The following is a 16,265-nucleotide window of genomic DNA, read 5'->3' as shown; positions in this document are numbered from 1 at the left end:
TTTGAAAGTACAGGCCAACTATTTTATTACTGGTAGCATAACATTAATCCTGCTATTTTTTATCAATATTAGCTTAGGTTCTGTGCATATTCCTTTAAAGGAAATTTTCAAGATTTTGAGTTTTCAGGAGGCTAGTAATGCTACTTGGGAATATATTATTTTCTCTTACCGATTACCCAAAGCTGTTACAGCCATTATAGTGGGTTCTGGGTTAGCGGTAAGTGGTTTACTTATGCAAACCTTATTTAGAAACCCTTTGGCTGGTCCTTATGTGCTTGGTTTAAGTAGCGGAGCAAGTTTAGGCGTTGCTTGTTTATTAATGGCTGGAAGCTGGTTTGGAAGTGTTTTCCAAACAGAAATCACCTCCTCATATAGTATTATCTTAGCGAGTAGTTTAGGGAGTTTTTTAGTTCTTCTAGCCGTTTTGGCCATGGCTGCTAAGGTAAAAAATACCATGGCTATCCTTATTATAGGGTTAATGTTTGCTAGCTTTACTGGTGCTGTGGTAAGCATCCTTTCTTTTTTTAGTAGTGCAGAAAAATTACAACAATATATTTTTTGGTCGTTTGGAAGTTTAGGCGATTTAAACTGGAAAGAAGTAAGTTTGCTCTCCCTATGCTGGGCTATAGGACTTATTTTGGCTTTATGCACGTTAAAAAACCTTAACGCATTATTATTAGGCGAAAGTTATGCGCGTAGCCTTGGCACTAAAATTACTCAAAACAAATTTATCATCATACTAGCTACAAGCCTTTTAGCAGGTAGCATTACCGCTTTTGCTGGCCCTATTGCTTTTGTAGGCATTGCTGTACCACATCTTGTAAAAGTAGTAATTAAAGGTAGTAATCATTTTATATTATACCCTGCTAGCATAATGACAGGAAGCGCATTAATGCTTATTTGCGACACCATTGCCCAACTTCCAGGAAGCGAATACACCTTACCCATAAATGCTATTACAGCTTTATTTGGTGCACCTATTGTAATTTGGCTATTAACGCGTAAGAAAAAAATAACCTTGTAAAATGCCTAAAAAAACTGTATTACATACCGAAAATTTGAGCATTGGATATAAAAACAAAAAAATAGCCAGCGTAAACGATTTTTTTCTTGAAGAGAGCGATTTTGTTGCCGTAATAGGTATTAACGGTGCAGGAAAATCTACCTTACTAAATACACTAACAGGAAACTTACCTCCTATTCATGGAGATATAAAAATAAACAAGCGTTCCTTACAAAAGTTCTCCTTACAAGAACGTGCAAAGGAAATTAGTATTGTACTATCTAAAACAGAAATACTCACGCCACTAACCGTTACCGAGGTAATCGCATTAGGACGCCAACCTTATACCAATTGGATTGGAAAATTAAGCAGTTTAGATAAAGAAATCATAAAAAAAAGTCTAAAACAATTAGACATCGAATTCTTACAAAACAGTTATTGCAATCAATTAAGCGATGGGCAGTTACAAAAAGTAATGCTAGCAAGAGCCGTTGCACAAGACACTTCGCTTATATTTTTAGACGAACCCACAGCTCATTTAGACTTATACCATAAGATATATGTATTAAAGCTATTAAAAGACTTAACTAAAAAAACAAAAAAGACAATTGTTTTTGCCTCTCATGAAATAGATCTTTGCTTACAGCTTTGCGACAAGATTATCCTGGTAAAAAACAACCAAGTATTTTTAGAAACCCCAGAAAACCTTATTAAAAAGAATCACCTTAGTGAGCTTTTCCCTGAAAATATAGTTAAGTTTGATAAAAATTTAAAAAAATTCACCATCTTGTAAGCTAACTTTAGTCTAATTAACAACAACTTAGGTTTTTTTATATTTATTTCCTAATAAATTTGAAACTCATCTATTTTTTTCCTAATTTGCCCATACTACTTTTATATTCATCAATATGAACGACGTTAAACGTATTTTTGATATTCCATATCATCAACAGCAAAAATATCCGTTAGCAAAAGCATTAAACACTAAAAGCAACGGAGTTTGGGAGGCAACTTCTACAGAAGCTTATATCAATAAAGCTAACCAAATTAGTAGAGGGCTACTAAGGTTAGGTATAGAACCTAACCAAAAAATAGCCATTATCTCCACCACCAACCGCACAGAATGGCATATCATAGATATCGGAATATCGCAAATAGGCGCACAAACCGTGCCTATCTACCCCAACATCTCTCCAGAGGAATATAAATATGTTCTTAACCATAGCGAGGCAGTTTTATGCTTTGTTTCCGATACAGAATTATTAGAAAAAGTAAACACTGTTAAAGAGCAAACTTTTCTTAAAGAGGTATATAGCTTTGATGAAATTCAAAATTGCAAAAACTGGAAAGAAATACTAAATCTTGGAACAGACAATAGCAACCAAGAAACAGTAGATGAAATAAAAGATAAAATATCAGAAAACGACTTAGCTACTCTTATCTACACCTCAGGAACCACAGGAAAACCTAAAGGAGTAATGCTAAGCCATAAAAATATTGTTAGCGATGTTCTTAACAGTGCTTGCCGAATCCCTTTTAACGAAGGTTCTTCCATCGCTTTAAGCTTCTTACCTATATGTCATATTTTAGAACGCATGGTAGTTTATCTATACCAATATTATGGTATCTCTGTTTACTTTGCAGAATCTATCGATAAAATGGGCGATAATCTAAAAGAAGTTCAACCTAACGTAATGGTTGTTGTTCCTAGAGTACTAGAAAAAGTATATGATAAAATTTATGCCAAAGGAGCTTCACTTACAGGAATAAAGAAAAGAATTTTCTTTTGGTCTATAGCATTAGGAGAAAAATTTAACGCTTACCATGGCAATAGTGCATGGTATAATTTTAAACTTAGCATAGCACGCAAACTTGTTTTTAGCAAATGGCAAGAAGCACTTGGAGGAAACCTAGACCTTATGGTATCTGGAAGCGCTGCCTTACAACCTAGGTTAGCCAGAATTTTTGGAGCAGCAGGCATCCCAGTAATGGAAGGATATGGGCTTACAGAAACCTCGCCAGTAATATCGGTAAATGATAAACGAAATAAAGGCTGGAAAATTGGTACCGTAGGAAAAGTAATTCCAAACGTAGAAGTAAAAATTGCCGATGATGGCGAAATTCTATGTAAAGGACCAAATGTAATGATGGGATACTATAAAGATGACAAAAAAACACAAGAAGTTATCCAAAATGGTTATTTCCACACCGAAGATATTGGCGAAATTGACAGCGATGGTTTCTTAAAAATAACCGACCGTAAAAAGGAAATTTTTAAAACCTCTGGAGGTAAATATGTTGCACCTCAACTTATAGAAAATGAAATGAAACGTTCTCGTTTTATCGAGCAAATAATGGTTATTGGAGAAGGCGAAAAAATGCCCGCAGCCTTTATACAACCAAATTTCGATTTCATAAAAGAATACGCAAAAAGAAAAGAAATAGACTATCAAGACAACATAGAAAACCTTATCAATAACCCTAAAATAATAGACCGTATTTTTAAAGAAGTAAGCATCTATAACCAAAAATTTGGAAAATGGGAACAAATAAAAAAAATAGAGCTTACTGCCGATGAATGGTCTGTAGACGCAGGACACCTCACACCTACCATGAAGCTTAAACGGAAAATTATTTTGCAAAAATATAAAGATCTATACGATAAAATATATCAAGCAGACCACCAACATTAAAAACTCATTAACAGACTGTTAAACTTTAGCATGTCTGTTTTTTTATTTCTATATTCTTTGTAAATTTCATAAGAAAATTACACTTTTACTATGCATGCATAGCTTTTTTTTCTATCTTTGAGAAGAAGCTATAACGTATGAAAGAAAAAACTATAGATTATGTACTGCGAGCCACTTGGATAGCCGTAGCTAAAATGTATAACGAAGAAGCAGGAAGAAAAGGAAGCACCATGGCAACTGGATTTGCTTTACTAAACATAGATCCAGACAAAGGCACACCATCTACCTCCTTAGGACCAAAAATGGGGATGGAAGCTACAAGTCTCTCACGTACATTACGTGCTATGGAAGATAAAGGACTAATCACAAGAGAAAGAAACCCTGAAGACGGTAGAAGCGTCCTTATAAAACTTACCGAATTTGGACTAGAAATGCGTAAGTTCTCTAAAGATGTTGTTCTTAAATTTGATGAGGCAGTAAAACAAGTCGTTCCCGAAAAAGATTTAGACAACTTTATAAATGTAGCGAATACAATAATGGACTTAATCTCTAATAAAAAAATCTATAAACCCGAAACTACTATAAAATAACATGAAAAAACGTACTATAAAAAAAGTTGCCGTAATAGGTTCTGGAATCATGGGAAGTGGTATTGCTTGCCATTTTGCCAATATTGGTGTAGAAGTATTATTACTAGACATTATCCCTAACCAATTAACCGAAAAGGAAGAAGCTAACGGATTAACATTAACCGATAAACAAGTAAGAAATCGCATTGTAAATACTTCCTTACAAGATACATTAAAATCTAAGCCCTCCCCTATTTATCATCAAAAATTTGCTAATAGAATCACTACAGGAAACCTAGAGGACGATATCCATAAAGTAAAAGACGTAGATTGGATTATCGAGGTTGTTGTAGAACGCTTAGACATAAAAAAGCAAGTATTCGATAACCTAGAGAAACACCGTACACCAGGAACTTTAATCACTTCAAATACTTCGGGTATTCCTATAAAATTTATGACCGAAGGCAGAAGCGAAGATTTTCAACAACATTTCTGCGGAACTCACTTCTTCAACCCACCACGTTACCTAAAATTATTTGAAATTATTCCCGGACCAAAAACAAAACAGGAAGTTTTAGATTTCTTAAACAATTACGGAGAAAAGTTTTTAGGTAAAACCGCTGTAATAGCAAAAGATACTCCAGCTTTTATAGGAAACCGTATCGGGATTTTTAGCATCATGAGTCTCTTTCATACCGTAAAAGAAATGGACTTAACCATAGAGGAGGTAGATAAACTTACCGGTCCTGTTATTGGCAGACAAAAATCAGCAACCTTCCGTACGGTAGATGTAGTAGGCTTAGACACCCTAGTACACGTAGCCAATGGTTTGTATGAAAACGTTCCTAACGATGAGCAACATGAATTGTTCAAACTTCCAGATTTTATCCAAACAATGATGGATAACAAATGGTTAGGTAGTAAAACTGGACAAGGATTTTATAAAAAAGTAAAAAATACAGATGGCCAAAGCGAAATAAAATCTTTAGACCTAAATACTTTAGCGTATAGAGACCGAAAAAGTGCAAACTTTGCTACATTAGAACTCACCAAAAGCATAGACGATGTTGTAAAACGTTTTCCTGTACTCATCAAAGGAAAAGATAAAGCTGGTGAATTTTATCGTAAAAACTTTGCCGCCTTATTTGCTTATGTATCACATCGTATTCCCGAAATTTCTAACGATCTATATAAAATAGACGATGCCATGCAAGCAGGTTTTGGTTGGGAGCACGGTCCTTTCCAAATCTGGGATGCAATAGGCTTACAAGAAGGGCTAAAACTTATTGAAGAGCAAGGCTATAAAGTAGCCGATTGGGTTACAGAAATGCAAAACAATAACGTTAAACACTTCTATACCATAAAAGAAGGAAACACCTACTATTATAACATTTCTGAAAAAAAATATATAAAAATTCCTGGGCAAGATGCTTTTATCATTCTAGATAACATCAGAGAAACCAACACCGTATTTAAAAACACTGGTGTTGCCGTACAAGATATAGGCGATGGTATTTTAAATTTAGAATTTAGAAGTAAAATGAATTCTATTGGAAGCGATGTACTTGTAGGTATAAATAAAGCAATAGATATTGCCGAAAAAAATTATCAAGGTCTTGTAGTTTCTAACAACGGGAAAAACTTCTCTGTAGGAGCAAATATCGGGATGATTTTTATGCTCGCGGCAGAACAAGAATACGACGAGCTAAATATCGCGGTAAAATACTTCCAAGACACCATGATGCGCATGCGTTATTCCTCCATTCCAACTATTGCAGCCCCTCATAATATGACACTAGGAGGCGGTTGTGAACTTTCTTTACACGCTGATAAAGTTGTAGCTCATGCTGAAACTTATATAGGTTTAGTAGAATTTGGAGTTGGTGTAATCCCTGGCGGAGGTGGCTCGAAAGAAATGACGCTTAGAGCTTCAGATAGCTTCCACGCTGGCGATGTAGAAATAAACAAACTCCGTGATAACTTCCTTAGCATAGGTATGGCAAAAGTATCTACCTCTGCCTATGAAGCTTATGATACAGGAATTTTACAAAAAGGAAAAGATATTGTGGTTGTCAACAAAAATCGTCAATTAGCCATTGCTAAAAAACACGCCCTATTAATGGCCGAAAATGGCTACACACAGCCTGTAAAACGCAGCGATATTAAAGTACTAGGTAAACAAGCACTTGGTGCCTTTTATGTTGGAACAGACCAAATGTTTGCTGGTAAATATATTAGTGAACACGATAAAAAAATAGCCAATAAACTTGCCTATGTAATGGCAGGAGGAGACCTATCTGAAAATACTTATGTAAACGAACAATACCTGTTAGATTTAGAACGCGAAGCATTCTTATCCCTAACCACCGAAAGAAAAACACTAGAGCGTTTACAACACATGTTAAAAAAAGGTAAACCCTTAAGAAATTAATAGGTTGCTATATTATCATAAAATCACATACCACACTATAAACTGTATAACTACTAAAGCTTATACAACTAAATACAAAATAAAATGAAAACAGCATATATCGTAAAAGCATACAGAACTGCCGTAGGGAAATCAAATCGAGGCGTATTTCGTTTTAAACGCCCAGATGAGCTTGCCGCAGAAACCATCAAATACATGATGGATAAACTTCCTGAATTTGACAAAAGCAGAATAAATGATGTAATTGTAGGGAATGCAATGCCAGAAGCAGAACAAGGACTAAACGTAGGTAGGTTTATCTCTCTTATGGGGCTAAATACCGTAGATGTACCTGGAGTAACCGTAAACCGATATTGCGCTTCTGGTTTAGAAACAATAGCCCTAGCTACCGCAAAAATACAAAACGGAATGGCAGATTGTATTATCGCTGGAGGTACAGAAAGCATGAGTTACATCCCTATGGGCGGATATAAACCAGTACCCGATTACAAACTGGCAAAAAATGGCCATGAAGACTATTACTGGGGTATGGGACTTACCGCAGAAGCAGTGGCACAAAAATATAATGTATCTAGAGAAGATCAAGACGAATTCTCTTTCAATTCTCACCAACGTGCATTAAACGCACAAGCAGAAAATAGATTTAAAGACCAAATTGTTCCTATCGAAGTCGAACAAAACTATCTTGATAAAAACGGAAAAAAACAAACAAAAACCTATACCGTTACCCAAGATGAAGGCCCAAGAAAAGGAACTTCTATAGAAGCACTTTCTAAATTAAGACCTGTTTTTGCACAAGGCGGAAGTGTAACTGCTGGAAACTCTTCACAAACTAGTGATGGCGCAGCATTTGTTATGGTGATGAGCGAAGAAATGATGAAGGAATTAAACCTAGAACCTATTGCCAGATTAGCAAGCTATGCCAGTGTTGGTGTAGAACCTAAAATTATGGGAATAGGTCCTGTAAAAGCTATTCCTGCAGCCTTAAAACAAGCTAATTTATCTAAAAATGATATCGAATTATTTGAGCTCAACGAAGCTTTTGCTTCGCAATCATTAGCGGTAATTAGAGAGCTTGGACTTAATAAAGAAATTGTAAACGTAAACGGAGGTGCCATAGCCCTAGGGCATCCATTAGGATGTACAGGTGCAAAATTATCGGTGCAAATATTCGATGAAATGAAAAAACGAAACCTTGCCAATAAATACGCCATGGTAACCATGTGTGTAGGTACAGGACAAGGTGCCGCAGGAGTTTACGAAGTATTTTAATTCTAATCTAATCAACAAAATATAAAAACATGGAAAATACTATAAGAGGAGGTCAATTTCTGGTAAAAGAAGCTAATTGTGAAAGCATTTTTACACCAGAAGATTTCAATGAAGAACAAAAAATGATGAAAGACTCTGTAAAAGAGTTTATCGAACGTGAAGTTGCTCCTAACCAAGAACGTTTCGAGAAAAAAGATTATGCACTTACAGAAACCTTAATGCGTAAAGCAGGAGAACTTGGTTTTTTAGGAGTTGCTGTTCCTGAAAACTATGACGGATTAGGGATGGGATTTGTTTCTACCATGCTTGTATGCGATTATATTTCTGGAGTAACAGGATCTTTAGCTACTGCCTTCGGAGCACATACAGGAATAGGTACAATGCCCATTACTTTATACGGAAATGAAGAACAAAAGAAAAAATATGTACCTAAATTAGCTTCAGGAGAATGGTTTGGGGCTTATTGCTTAACAGAACCTGGAGCTGGTAGTGATGCTAATTCTGGAAAAACAAAAGCTGTACTCTCGGAAGACGGAAAATATTACAGCATTAGCGGACAAAAAATGTGGATTTCCAATGCAGGATTTGCAAATCTTTTTATTGTCTTTGCTCGTATTGAAGACGATAAAAACATTACCGGGTTTATCTTAGAATATGATAAAGACAATCCAAATGGAGTATCCTTTGGAGAGGAAGAAAAAAAATTAGGAATCCACTCCTCCTCTACACGTCAGGTATTTTTTAACGAAACAAAAATTCCTGTAGAAAACATGCTTTCTGAACGAGGAAATGGATTTAAAATTGCCATGAATGCATTAAATATTGGTCGTATAAAACTGGCAGCCGCATGTTTAGATGCTCAACGACGTGTAATTGATAATTCTGTTAAATATGCAAATGAACGTGTACAATTTAAAGTTCCTATTTCTTCTTTCGAAGCAATACAATACAAACTTGCCGAAATGGCTACCTCTGCTTATGTAGGAGAAGCCGCAAGTTATAGAGCTGCATACGACATAGAAAACCGTATTAATAAACGCATAGCAGAAGGCAATACACACGCTGAAGCAGAATTAAAAGGTGTAGAAGAATATGCCATTGAATGTTCCTTACTTAAAGTTGCTTGTTCTGAAGATATTCAAAATTGTAGCGATGAAGGTATCCAAATTTATGGAGGAATGGGATTCTCTGCCGATACTCCTATGGAAGCTGCATGGAGAGATGCTCGTATCTCTAGAATTTACGAGGGTACAAACGAAATAAACCGTATGCACGCAGTAGGTATGCTTATTAAAAAAGCGATGAAAGGACATGTAGATTTGCTAGGACCTGCACAAGCTGTTGCTGATGAATTAACAGGGATTCCTTCGTTCGATATGCCCGATTATAGCGAGTTATTTTCTGAAGAAAAAGAAATCATTAAAAAACTAAAAAAAGTATTTTTAATGACGGCAGGTAGTGCGGTACAAAAGTATGGTCCAGAATTAGAAAGTCATCAACAACTTCTATTAGCTTCTGCAGATATTTTAATAGAAATATACATGGCAGAATCAGGTGTTTTACGAGCTGAAAAGAATGCAAAGCGTTTTGGGGAAGACAGCCAAAAAGAACAAATTGCAATGGCAAAATTGTATTTATATAACGCCGTAGAGAAAATAACTCAAAAAGCTAAAGAAGGCATCATCTCATTTGCTGAAGGTGATGAACAAAAAATGATGCTAATGGGATTAAAACGTTTTACAAAATATCAACAATATCCTAACGTTGCCGCCTTAAGAAAAGAAATAGCAGAAAAGCTAATTTCCGAAAATAAATATTGTTTTTAAAAATAGACATTTATCTTAGCTAATAAGAAAGGTTGGTTTTTTACTATTAAAAACCAGCCTTTTGTGTTTTAACGTTCTTGTGTAGAGTTTTTAATTTCTTCTGCAAGCAGCTTTTTAGCACGAAGCAATTTTACTTTAACGTTATTTACAGGTTCATCAATAACCTTTGCTATTTCTTTATAACTAAGCTCTTTAAAAAAACGTAAATGAATAATTTCCTTATAATGTGGTTGAAGTTTCTTGATATGTTGCAAAAGACTTTTTAAATTTTGCTCGTTAATAAGCTTATCTTCTGCTGTAGGCGTCTCATCGGCTATTTTAGATTGGGTTGCCTTATCTACCGAGGTTATTTCTACCTCCTTTTTGCGTATAATATCTATGTGAATGTTTTTAGATATTGTAATTAACCACGTTTTAAAACTGTATTTAGGGTTATACGTATCTAGCTTATCAAAAGCTCGAGAAAAAGTTTGTATAGTTATCTCTTCCGCTAAATATCGATTCTGGATTCGTTTTACTTGAAAGGCATAAACGTCTTGCCAATATAAATCTAATAAATATTTATAAGCTTTTTGGTTCCCTTGTCGGGCAAGTTGTATTTGTTCTTGTAGTTTTATTGTGAGCCTATTTTATAAATAAACTATGTTATGATAGTGTAATTAGTTATCCTTTGCTTCACAATTAGCTTCGCTAGGTAACTTCCCACAGAAACCACAAGCTTCTCCCGATTTATTAAGCATAGGATTTTGGCTTGCACATGTTCCTGCAAATTTCCCATCTTTCTTAGCCCAAATTTTTATTGCAATTCCTGCAACGCCAAGTGCTAATAACCCAATGCTTATCAATATAAGTTTCATGACTTTTTTATTTTTAATCTAACAGGTAGATTGTACATTCTCGTACAAAAATACAATTTTATCAGGAGTTTAAAAAACATTAAACTCCTGATCCTTTCTTTTTAGAATATATTAACTTCTGGTTCTAAAGCTATGCTAAATTTTTTCGCAATACTGGCTTGTATGGTTTTTGCTAATGCTAAAATTTCATTTCCAGTAGCTGCTCCATAATTTACCAACACCAGAGCTTGTTTTGGGTGTACTCCTGCATCTCCTTTTCTATAACCTTTAAAACCTGCTTGCTCGATAAGCCAACCTGCAGGAAGTTTTACTTTTGTTTCATCTACTATGTAATGTGGTATTTCTGGATGTGTTACTTGAAGCGTTTTAAACTTAGACACTTCAATAATTGGATTTTTAAAGAAACTCCCGCTATTTCCTATTTTTTTAGGATCTGGAAGTTTACTTTGCCTAATTTTTATAATAACATCCGATATATCTAAAATACTTGGCGATGAAATATTTTGAGTTAATAGTTCTTTATCTATAGCCCCGTAAGTGGTATGTAACCTATGTGCTTTTTTAGTAAGTTTATACTGCACATGAGTAATTACATATAAGTTTTTTGCTTCTTGTTTAAATATAGAATTACGATAACCAAAATTACAAGCTTCCTTTTTTAAAACAGATTCTTCTAAAGTTTGTTTATTAATTAGCTTACACAATACAAAACAATCTTGCTGCTCTACTCCATAAGCACCTATATTTTGAATAGGCGCTGTACCTACATTTCCTGGGATTAACGATAAATTTTCTAACCCACCATAATTATTCTCTACACACCAGCGTACAAAGTTATGCCAGTTTTCTCCTGCTGCAACTTCTATCGTAATGCTGTCGGCTGTTTCTTCTACTATTGTTTTCCCTTTTAAATTAAGGTGAACTACTGTGACATCTACATTTTTGGTAAAAAGCACATTGCTTCCTCCTCCTAATAGAAGTATTTCTGAAGCATAGGCTTGTTGTAAAACTTCTTTTAAGTTTTCTGTAGTTGTAACTTCTACAAACTGCTTTGCATCAACCGCTATCCCGAAGGTGTTGTAGTTTTTTAAGGAATAATTTTTATGTACTTCCACGTAAGTTATGCTTTATGTGGGTAAACTTCTAATGCTTTTGCTAATATTTCTATTGCTTTTCCTAGGTCTTTCTTGTTTAAAACATAAGCAATTCTTACCTGATTTGTCCCTGTATTAGGAGTTGAATAAAAACCTGCTGCTGGTGCTACCATTACAGTTTCATTCTGGTAATCAAAATCTTCTAGAAGCCAACGTGCAAAATCTTCTGCATCTTTTACAGGAAGCTCTACGATACAATAAAAAGCGCCTTTAGGGGTAGCTACTTTTACTCCTTTTATTTGTTGTAAGCCTTCTATTAACGTATTTCTACGAATAACATATTCTTCTATCACTTCTGTGAAATATGATTCTGGCGTATCTAAAGCTGCTTCACTTGCTATTTGCGCAAAAGTTGGAGGACTCAACCTCGCCTGTGCAAATTTTAAAGCTGTTTGAATAAATGTTTTGTTTTTAGATACCACACACCCAATACGAGCACCACACATGCTGTAACGCTTAGACACAGAGTCTATCATAATGGCATTTTCTTCGATGCCTTGTTGTGCCATTACCGAAAAGTGCTTGGCATTATCATAAGCAAACTCACGGTAAACTTCATCGGCTACCAAAAATATATCGTGTTTTTTTACTAAAGCTGCTAATTGTTCTATTTCTTCTTTAGTATACAAATAGCCTGTTGGGTTTCCTGGATTACAAATTAATATAGCTTTTGTTTTTGGAGTAATTAATTTTTCAAAATCAGCTATTGGAGGTAAGGCAAAATTATTCTCTATACTTGCTTGTACCGGCACTACTTTTACTCCATTAGAGGTTGCAAAACCATTATAGTTTGCATAAAAAGGTTCGGGGATAATTATTTCGTCATCGGTATCAGTTATACTCCCTAAAGTAAAAAGTAAAGCTTCAGAACCTCCCGTTGTTATAATAATCTCCTCTGAAGTTACAGGGATTTCATGTTTTTGATAGTAAGCTGCTAGTTTTTCTCTATATGAAGCAGAGCCAGCCGAGTTGGAATAAGCAATCACTTCTAAATTATTGTTTTTTACAGCTTCTAGGGCTACTACTGGGGTTTTTATATCGGGTTGACCAATATTAAGGTGGTAAATATGTTTTCCTTTTTGTTTTGCGGCATCGGCAAAAGGAACTAACTTTCTGATAGGTGATTCTGGCATTGCCATACCTTTGTTTGATATTGCGGGCATGATAAATTATTTTTTAAAGGCAAATTTGCAAAATTAAAACTGATTTACTTACTTTTTGTTATAAAAAAAGCCGCCCATAAAAGAGCAGCTTATTTTTCGATTAATAAAAGTATGTTATTCTTTATTAATCATTCCTTTAATCTTTAACGGATAAGGTGAATTCTCTGTGTTTGCATAAACAGTTATCGTTTTACGGATAGGCCCTAAACGTTTTGTATCGTACTTCACCTTAATCTCTGCGGTTGCTCCTGGTGCAATTGGTCCTTTTGGTTTTTGAGGTACCGTACAACCACAAGTAGATTTAATATCTTTAATAATTAAATCTTCATTACCCGTATTGGTTACTTTAAAGGTACGTACACCATCTGCGTTTTGGATTATTGTTCCATAATCTACTACATCTGTGTCAAATTTCATATTTGCTTGTGCATTCATTGCCACTCCTGCAAATACAAACATCATTATTGCAAAAAAATTCTTCATAATTTATTATTTTGGGACTAATGTACTAATAAAATTCATTTTTCAAAAGTTACTTTTAAAATATATAGGATATCCCTACTTTTGTTTTTTATTTCAAAAACCAGACCAAAAATATGGCAATAGCAGCAAAGTACGATCCTAAAACAATAGAAGACAAATGGTATAGCTACTGGATGGAAAACAACTATTTTCATTCTGAAGTAAATGATAAAAAACCTTACACCATTGTCATTCCTCCTCCTAACGTTACAGGGGTGTTGCATATGGGACATATGTTAAACAATACAATCCAGGATATTCTTATCCGTAAGGCACGTTTACAAGGCTTTAATGCATGCTGGGTTCCTGGTACAGATCATGCTTCTATTGCAACCGAGGCTAAGGTTGTGGCTAAGCTTAAAAGCGAAGGAATAGACAAAGCCTCTATAAGCCGAGAAGAGTTTATGAAACATGCTTGGGAATGGACCGATACATACGGAGGAAGGATTTTAGATCAACTTAAAAAACTTGGTGCCTCTTGTGATTGGGAACGAACAAAATTCACCCTAGACAACAGCCTATACGAATCTGTTATACAGGTATTTGTAGACCTTTACAACAAAGGCTTAATCTACCGTGGCTACCGTATGGTAAACTGGGATCCTGAAGCAAAAACAACGCTTTCTGACGAAGAAGTTATCTATGAAGAAAGACAAGGTAAATTATACTACATTACCTATGCCATAGAAAACTCTGAAGAAAAATTGACCATTGCCACTACCCGTCCCGAAACTATTTTTGGCGACACAGCAATTTGTATTAACCCTAACGATGAGCGTTTCCAACATTTAAAAGGTAAAAAAGCAATTGTACCTATAGTAAACAGGGTAATTCCGATTATCGAAGATGAATATGTAGATGTAGAATTTGGAACAGGATGCCTAAAAGTTACTCCAGCACACGATGAAAACGATAAAAATCTTGGAGATAAACACCAATTAGAAGTTATCGATATTTTTAACGATGACGCTACCTTAAATCAGCACGGCTTACATTACCAAGGTAAAGACCGTTTTGAAGTTAGAAAAGCTTTTACCAAAGAATTAGAAGAAAAAGGATTTATAACAAAAATAGAAGACTACACCAACAAAGTAGGAACTTCTGAGCGTACAAAAGCTGTAATAGAGCCTAAATTATCTGACCAATGGTTTCTTAAAATGGAAGAATTGGTTAAACCTGCTATCAAAGCAGTACTGGAAGATGACGAGGTAAAATTATTCCCTAAAAAGTTTGAAAACACCTACAGCCATTGGATGAATAATATTAGAGACTGGAACATCTCTAGGCAGTTATGGTGGGGGCATCGTATCCCTGCTTATTATTATGGCGAAGGAAAAGACGATTTTGTAGTAGCAAAAAATATAGAAGAAGCGTTGGTACTCGCTCAAGAAAAAACCAACAATCCAGATTTAACCGCTAATAACCTTAAACAAGACGATGATGCTTTAGACACCTGGTTTTCCTCTTGGTTATGGCCAATGAGCGTTTTTGATGGCGTAAGAAACCCAGACAATAAAGAATTTAACTACTACTACCCTACCAACGACTTAGTTACAGGTCCAGATATTTTATTTTTCTGGGTTGCCCGTATGATTATTGCAGGATATGAGTTTACCGGAAAAAAACCTTTTACCAATGTTTACCTTACAGGTTTAGTACGCGATAAACAAGGTAAAAAAATGTCTAAATCCTTAGGGAACTCTCCTGATGCTCTAAAACTAATAGAAGATTATAGTGCAGATGGCGTACGTGTAGGTTTACTACTTAGTAATGCTGCAGGAAACGACTTATTATTTGACGAGTCATTATGCCAACAAGGTAAAGCCTTTGGAAATAAAATCTGGAATGCTTTTAGACTTATTAAAGGGTGGGAAGTTGCCGACATCCCCCAACCAGAATCTTCTAAAATAGCCTTAGAATGGTACAAAGAAAAGTTTAAAAACACCTTAAACGAAATTAACGACCATTTTGAAAAATACAGAATCTCCGATGCTTTAATGGCTACATATAGACTTATTTGGGATGATTTCTGCTCATGGCTTCTAGAAATGATAAAACCTGCATATGGAGCACCTATAGATAAAGTTACCCTAGAGGAGACCATACAATTATTAGAAAACAACCTGAAAATTCTTCATCCATTTATGCCTTTCCTAACCGAAGAAATTTGGCAGAATATTACGGAAAGAAACCCTCAAGAAGCGTTAATTATTGCTAGTTGGCCTAAAGATACTAAAGCGAACACACAAATGATTAATGACTTTGAAGTGGTAAAAGAAGTAATTGCAGGAATAAGAAAAATAAGAAAAGAAAAAAATATCTCATTTAAAAACACAATCAACCTACAAGTACTTAATAATGATAATTTTAGCAAGGAATACGATACTGTTATCCAAAAGCTAGGAAATATTACAACGTTTTCTTACACCACAGAAGGTATCAACAATGCATTATCGTTTAGAGTGAAAACTAATGAGTATTTTATTCCTATTGGAGACAATGTAGATGTTGCCGCAGAAATTGAAAAATTAAAAGAAGAACTTAGCTACAATGAAGGCTTCTTAAAATCTGTAGAAAAGAAATTAAGCAACGAACGTTTTGTAAACAATGCTCCAGAAAAAGTAGTGGCTATCGAAAAACAAAAACAAGCCGATGCCATTGCTAAAATTGAAGCGATAAAAACTAGTTTGGCTAACTTACAATAACCAATAATCTCCTTTTTTTAAAAAGCAAAAGCCCTGGAATTTCAGGGCTTTTTTTAGTGATTATCTTAAA

Annotated in this window: 13 protein-coding genes; 8 read left to right on the top strand and 5 right to left on the bottom strand. The window is 34.9% G+C overall.

Annotation, left to right across the window (positions count from 1 at the left end):
- Position 1 precedes the first annotated feature (1 nt).
- The 7 genes from GGR32_RS01560 (at position 2) to GGR32_RS01530 (ending at position 9,794) form a co-directional block, all read left to right on the top strand.
- Positions 2-1,024 (top strand): FecCD family ABC transporter permease, encoded by a 1,023-nt coding sequence (locus GGR32_RS01560; protein WP_183475684.1) that lies wholly within the window; start codon positions 2-4, stop codon positions 1,022-1,024.
- A 1-nt stretch (position 1,025) separates the two neighbouring features.
- Complete coding sequence (locus GGR32_RS01555) at positions 1,026-1,796, top strand: ABC transporter ATP-binding protein (protein WP_183475683.1); 771 nt, start codon at positions 1,026-1,028, stop codon at positions 1,794-1,796.
- A gap of 115 nt (positions 1,797-1,911) precedes the next feature.
- Positions 1,912-3,696 carry an AMP-dependent synthetase/ligase gene (locus GGR32_RS01550; protein ID WP_183475682.1) on the top strand — a complete coding sequence of 595 codons (1,785 nt, stop codon included), beginning with the start codon at positions 1,912-1,914 and terminating at the stop codon, positions 3,694-3,696.
- A 137-nt stretch (positions 3,697-3,833) separates the two neighbouring features.
- Complete coding sequence (locus GGR32_RS01545) at positions 3,834-4,286, top strand: MarR family winged helix-turn-helix transcriptional regulator (protein ID WP_183475681.1); 453 nt, start codon at positions 3,834-3,836, stop codon at positions 4,284-4,286.
- Position 4,287: 1 nt separating this feature from the next.
- On the top strand, positions 4,288-6,696 hold the full coding sequence (locus GGR32_RS01540; RefSeq protein WP_183475680.1) for a 3-hydroxyacyl-CoA dehydrogenase/enoyl-CoA hydratase family protein: 2,409 nt from the start codon (positions 4,288-4,290) through the stop codon (positions 6,694-6,696).
- 84 nt (positions 6,697-6,780) lie between these two features.
- Positions 6,781-7,968 carry an acetyl-CoA C-acyltransferase gene (locus tag GGR32_RS01535; protein WP_183475679.1) on the top strand — a complete coding sequence of 396 codons (1,188 nt, stop codon included), beginning with the start codon at positions 6,781-6,783 and terminating at the stop codon, positions 7,966-7,968.
- A gap of 29 nt (positions 7,969-7,997) precedes the next feature.
- Positions 7,998-9,794 carry an acyl-CoA dehydrogenase family protein gene (locus tag GGR32_RS01530; RefSeq protein WP_183475678.1) on the top strand — a complete coding sequence of 599 codons (1,797 nt, stop codon included), beginning with the start codon at positions 7,998-8,000 and terminating at the stop codon, positions 9,792-9,794.
- Between the two features lie 68 nt (positions 9,795-9,862).
- Here the strand turns inward: GGR32_RS01530 and GGR32_RS01525 are convergent, their stop codons facing one another.
- The 5 genes from GGR32_RS01525 to GGR32_RS01505 all read right to left on the bottom strand — a co-directional run bounded on the left by GGR32_RS01525 (position 9,863) and on the right by GGR32_RS01505 (position 13,451).
- A complete protein-coding gene (locus tag GGR32_RS01525; protein ID WP_343066414.1) occupies positions 9,863-10,393 on the bottom strand; it encodes an RNA polymerase sigma factor in 531 nt (176 codons plus the stop codon).
- 60 nt (positions 10,394-10,453) lie between these two features.
- Positions 10,454-10,651 (bottom strand): membrane or secreted protein, encoded by a 198-nt coding sequence (locus GGR32_RS01520; RefSeq protein WP_183475677.1) that lies wholly within the window; start codon positions 10,649-10,651, stop codon positions 10,454-10,456.
- Between the two features lie 101 nt (positions 10,652-10,752).
- Positions 10,753-11,766, bottom strand: coding sequence for a UDP-N-acetylmuramate dehydrogenase (gene murB, locus GGR32_RS01515; protein ID WP_183475676.1), 1,014 nt, complete (start codon positions 11,764-11,766; stop codon positions 10,753-10,755).
- A 5-nt stretch (positions 11,767-11,771) separates the two neighbouring features.
- Positions 11,772-12,968, bottom strand: coding sequence for a pyridoxal phosphate-dependent aminotransferase (locus GGR32_RS01510; protein WP_183475675.1), 1,197 nt, complete (start codon positions 12,966-12,968; stop codon positions 11,772-11,774).
- A gap of 114 nt (positions 12,969-13,082) precedes the next feature.
- The gene (locus tag GGR32_RS01505; protein WP_183475674.1) at positions 13,083-13,451 is read right to left on the bottom strand and encodes a DUF1573 domain-containing protein; all 369 of its coding nucleotides are present in this window, start codon (positions 13,449-13,451) and stop codon (positions 13,083-13,085) included.
- 113 nt (positions 13,452-13,564) lie between these two features.
- Here GGR32_RS01505 and GGR32_RS01500 point away from each other — a divergent pair, with 113 nt between their 5' ends.
- Positions 13,565-16,195 carry a valine--tRNA ligase gene (locus GGR32_RS01500; protein WP_183475673.1) on the top strand — a complete coding sequence of 877 codons (2,631 nt, stop codon included), beginning with the start codon at positions 13,565-13,567 and terminating at the stop codon, positions 16,193-16,195.
- Positions 16,196-16,265: the final 70 nt, after the last annotated feature.

Source organism: Mesonia hippocampi (assembly GCF_014197445.1).
Taxonomy (GTDB): domain Bacteria; phylum Bacteroidota; class Bacteroidia; order Flavobacteriales; family Flavobacteriaceae; genus Mesonia; species Mesonia hippocampi.
The sequence above is the reverse complement of the archived record's forward strand: the minus strand, read 5'-3'. Positions and strand labels throughout refer to the sequence as shown.

Bases quoted from the DNA above. Each gene is read 5' to 3' on its own strand.
- GGR32_RS01555 (WP_183475683.1), top strand. From the start codon at position 1,026: ATGCCTAAAAAAACTGTATTACATACCGAAAATTTGAGCATTGGATAT.
- GGR32_RS01550 (WP_183475682.1), top strand. From the start codon at position 1,912: ATGAACGACGTTAAACGTATTTTTGATATTCCATATCATCAACAGCAA.
- GGR32_RS01545 (WP_183475681.1), top strand. From the start codon at position 3,834: ATGAAAGAAAAAACTATAGATTATGTACTGCGAGCCACTTGGATAGCC.
- GGR32_RS01540 (WP_183475680.1), top strand. From the start codon at position 4,288: ATGAAAAAACGTACTATAAAAAAAGTTGCCGTAATAGGTTCTGGAATC.
- GGR32_RS01535 (WP_183475679.1), top strand. From the start codon at position 6,781: ATGAAAACAGCATATATCGTAAAAGCATACAGAACTGCCGTAGGGAAA.
- GGR32_RS01530 (WP_183475678.1), top strand. From the start codon at position 7,998: ATGGAAAATACTATAAGAGGAGGTCAATTTCTGGTAAAAGAAGCTAAT.
- GGR32_RS01520 (WP_183475677.1), bottom strand. From the start codon at position 10,651: ATGAAACTTATATTGATAAGCATTGGGTTATTAGCACTTGGCGTTGCA.
- GGR32_RS01510 (WP_183475675.1), bottom strand. From the start codon at position 12,968: ATGCCCGCAATATCAAACAAAGGTATGGCAATGCCAGAATCACCTATC.
- GGR32_RS01505 (WP_183475674.1), bottom strand. From the start codon at position 13,451: ATGAAGAATTTTTTTGCAATAATGATGTTTGTATTTGCAGGAGTGGCA.
- GGR32_RS01500 (WP_183475673.1), top strand. From the start codon at position 13,565: ATGGCAATAGCAGCAAAGTACGATCCTAAAACAATAGAAGACAAATGG.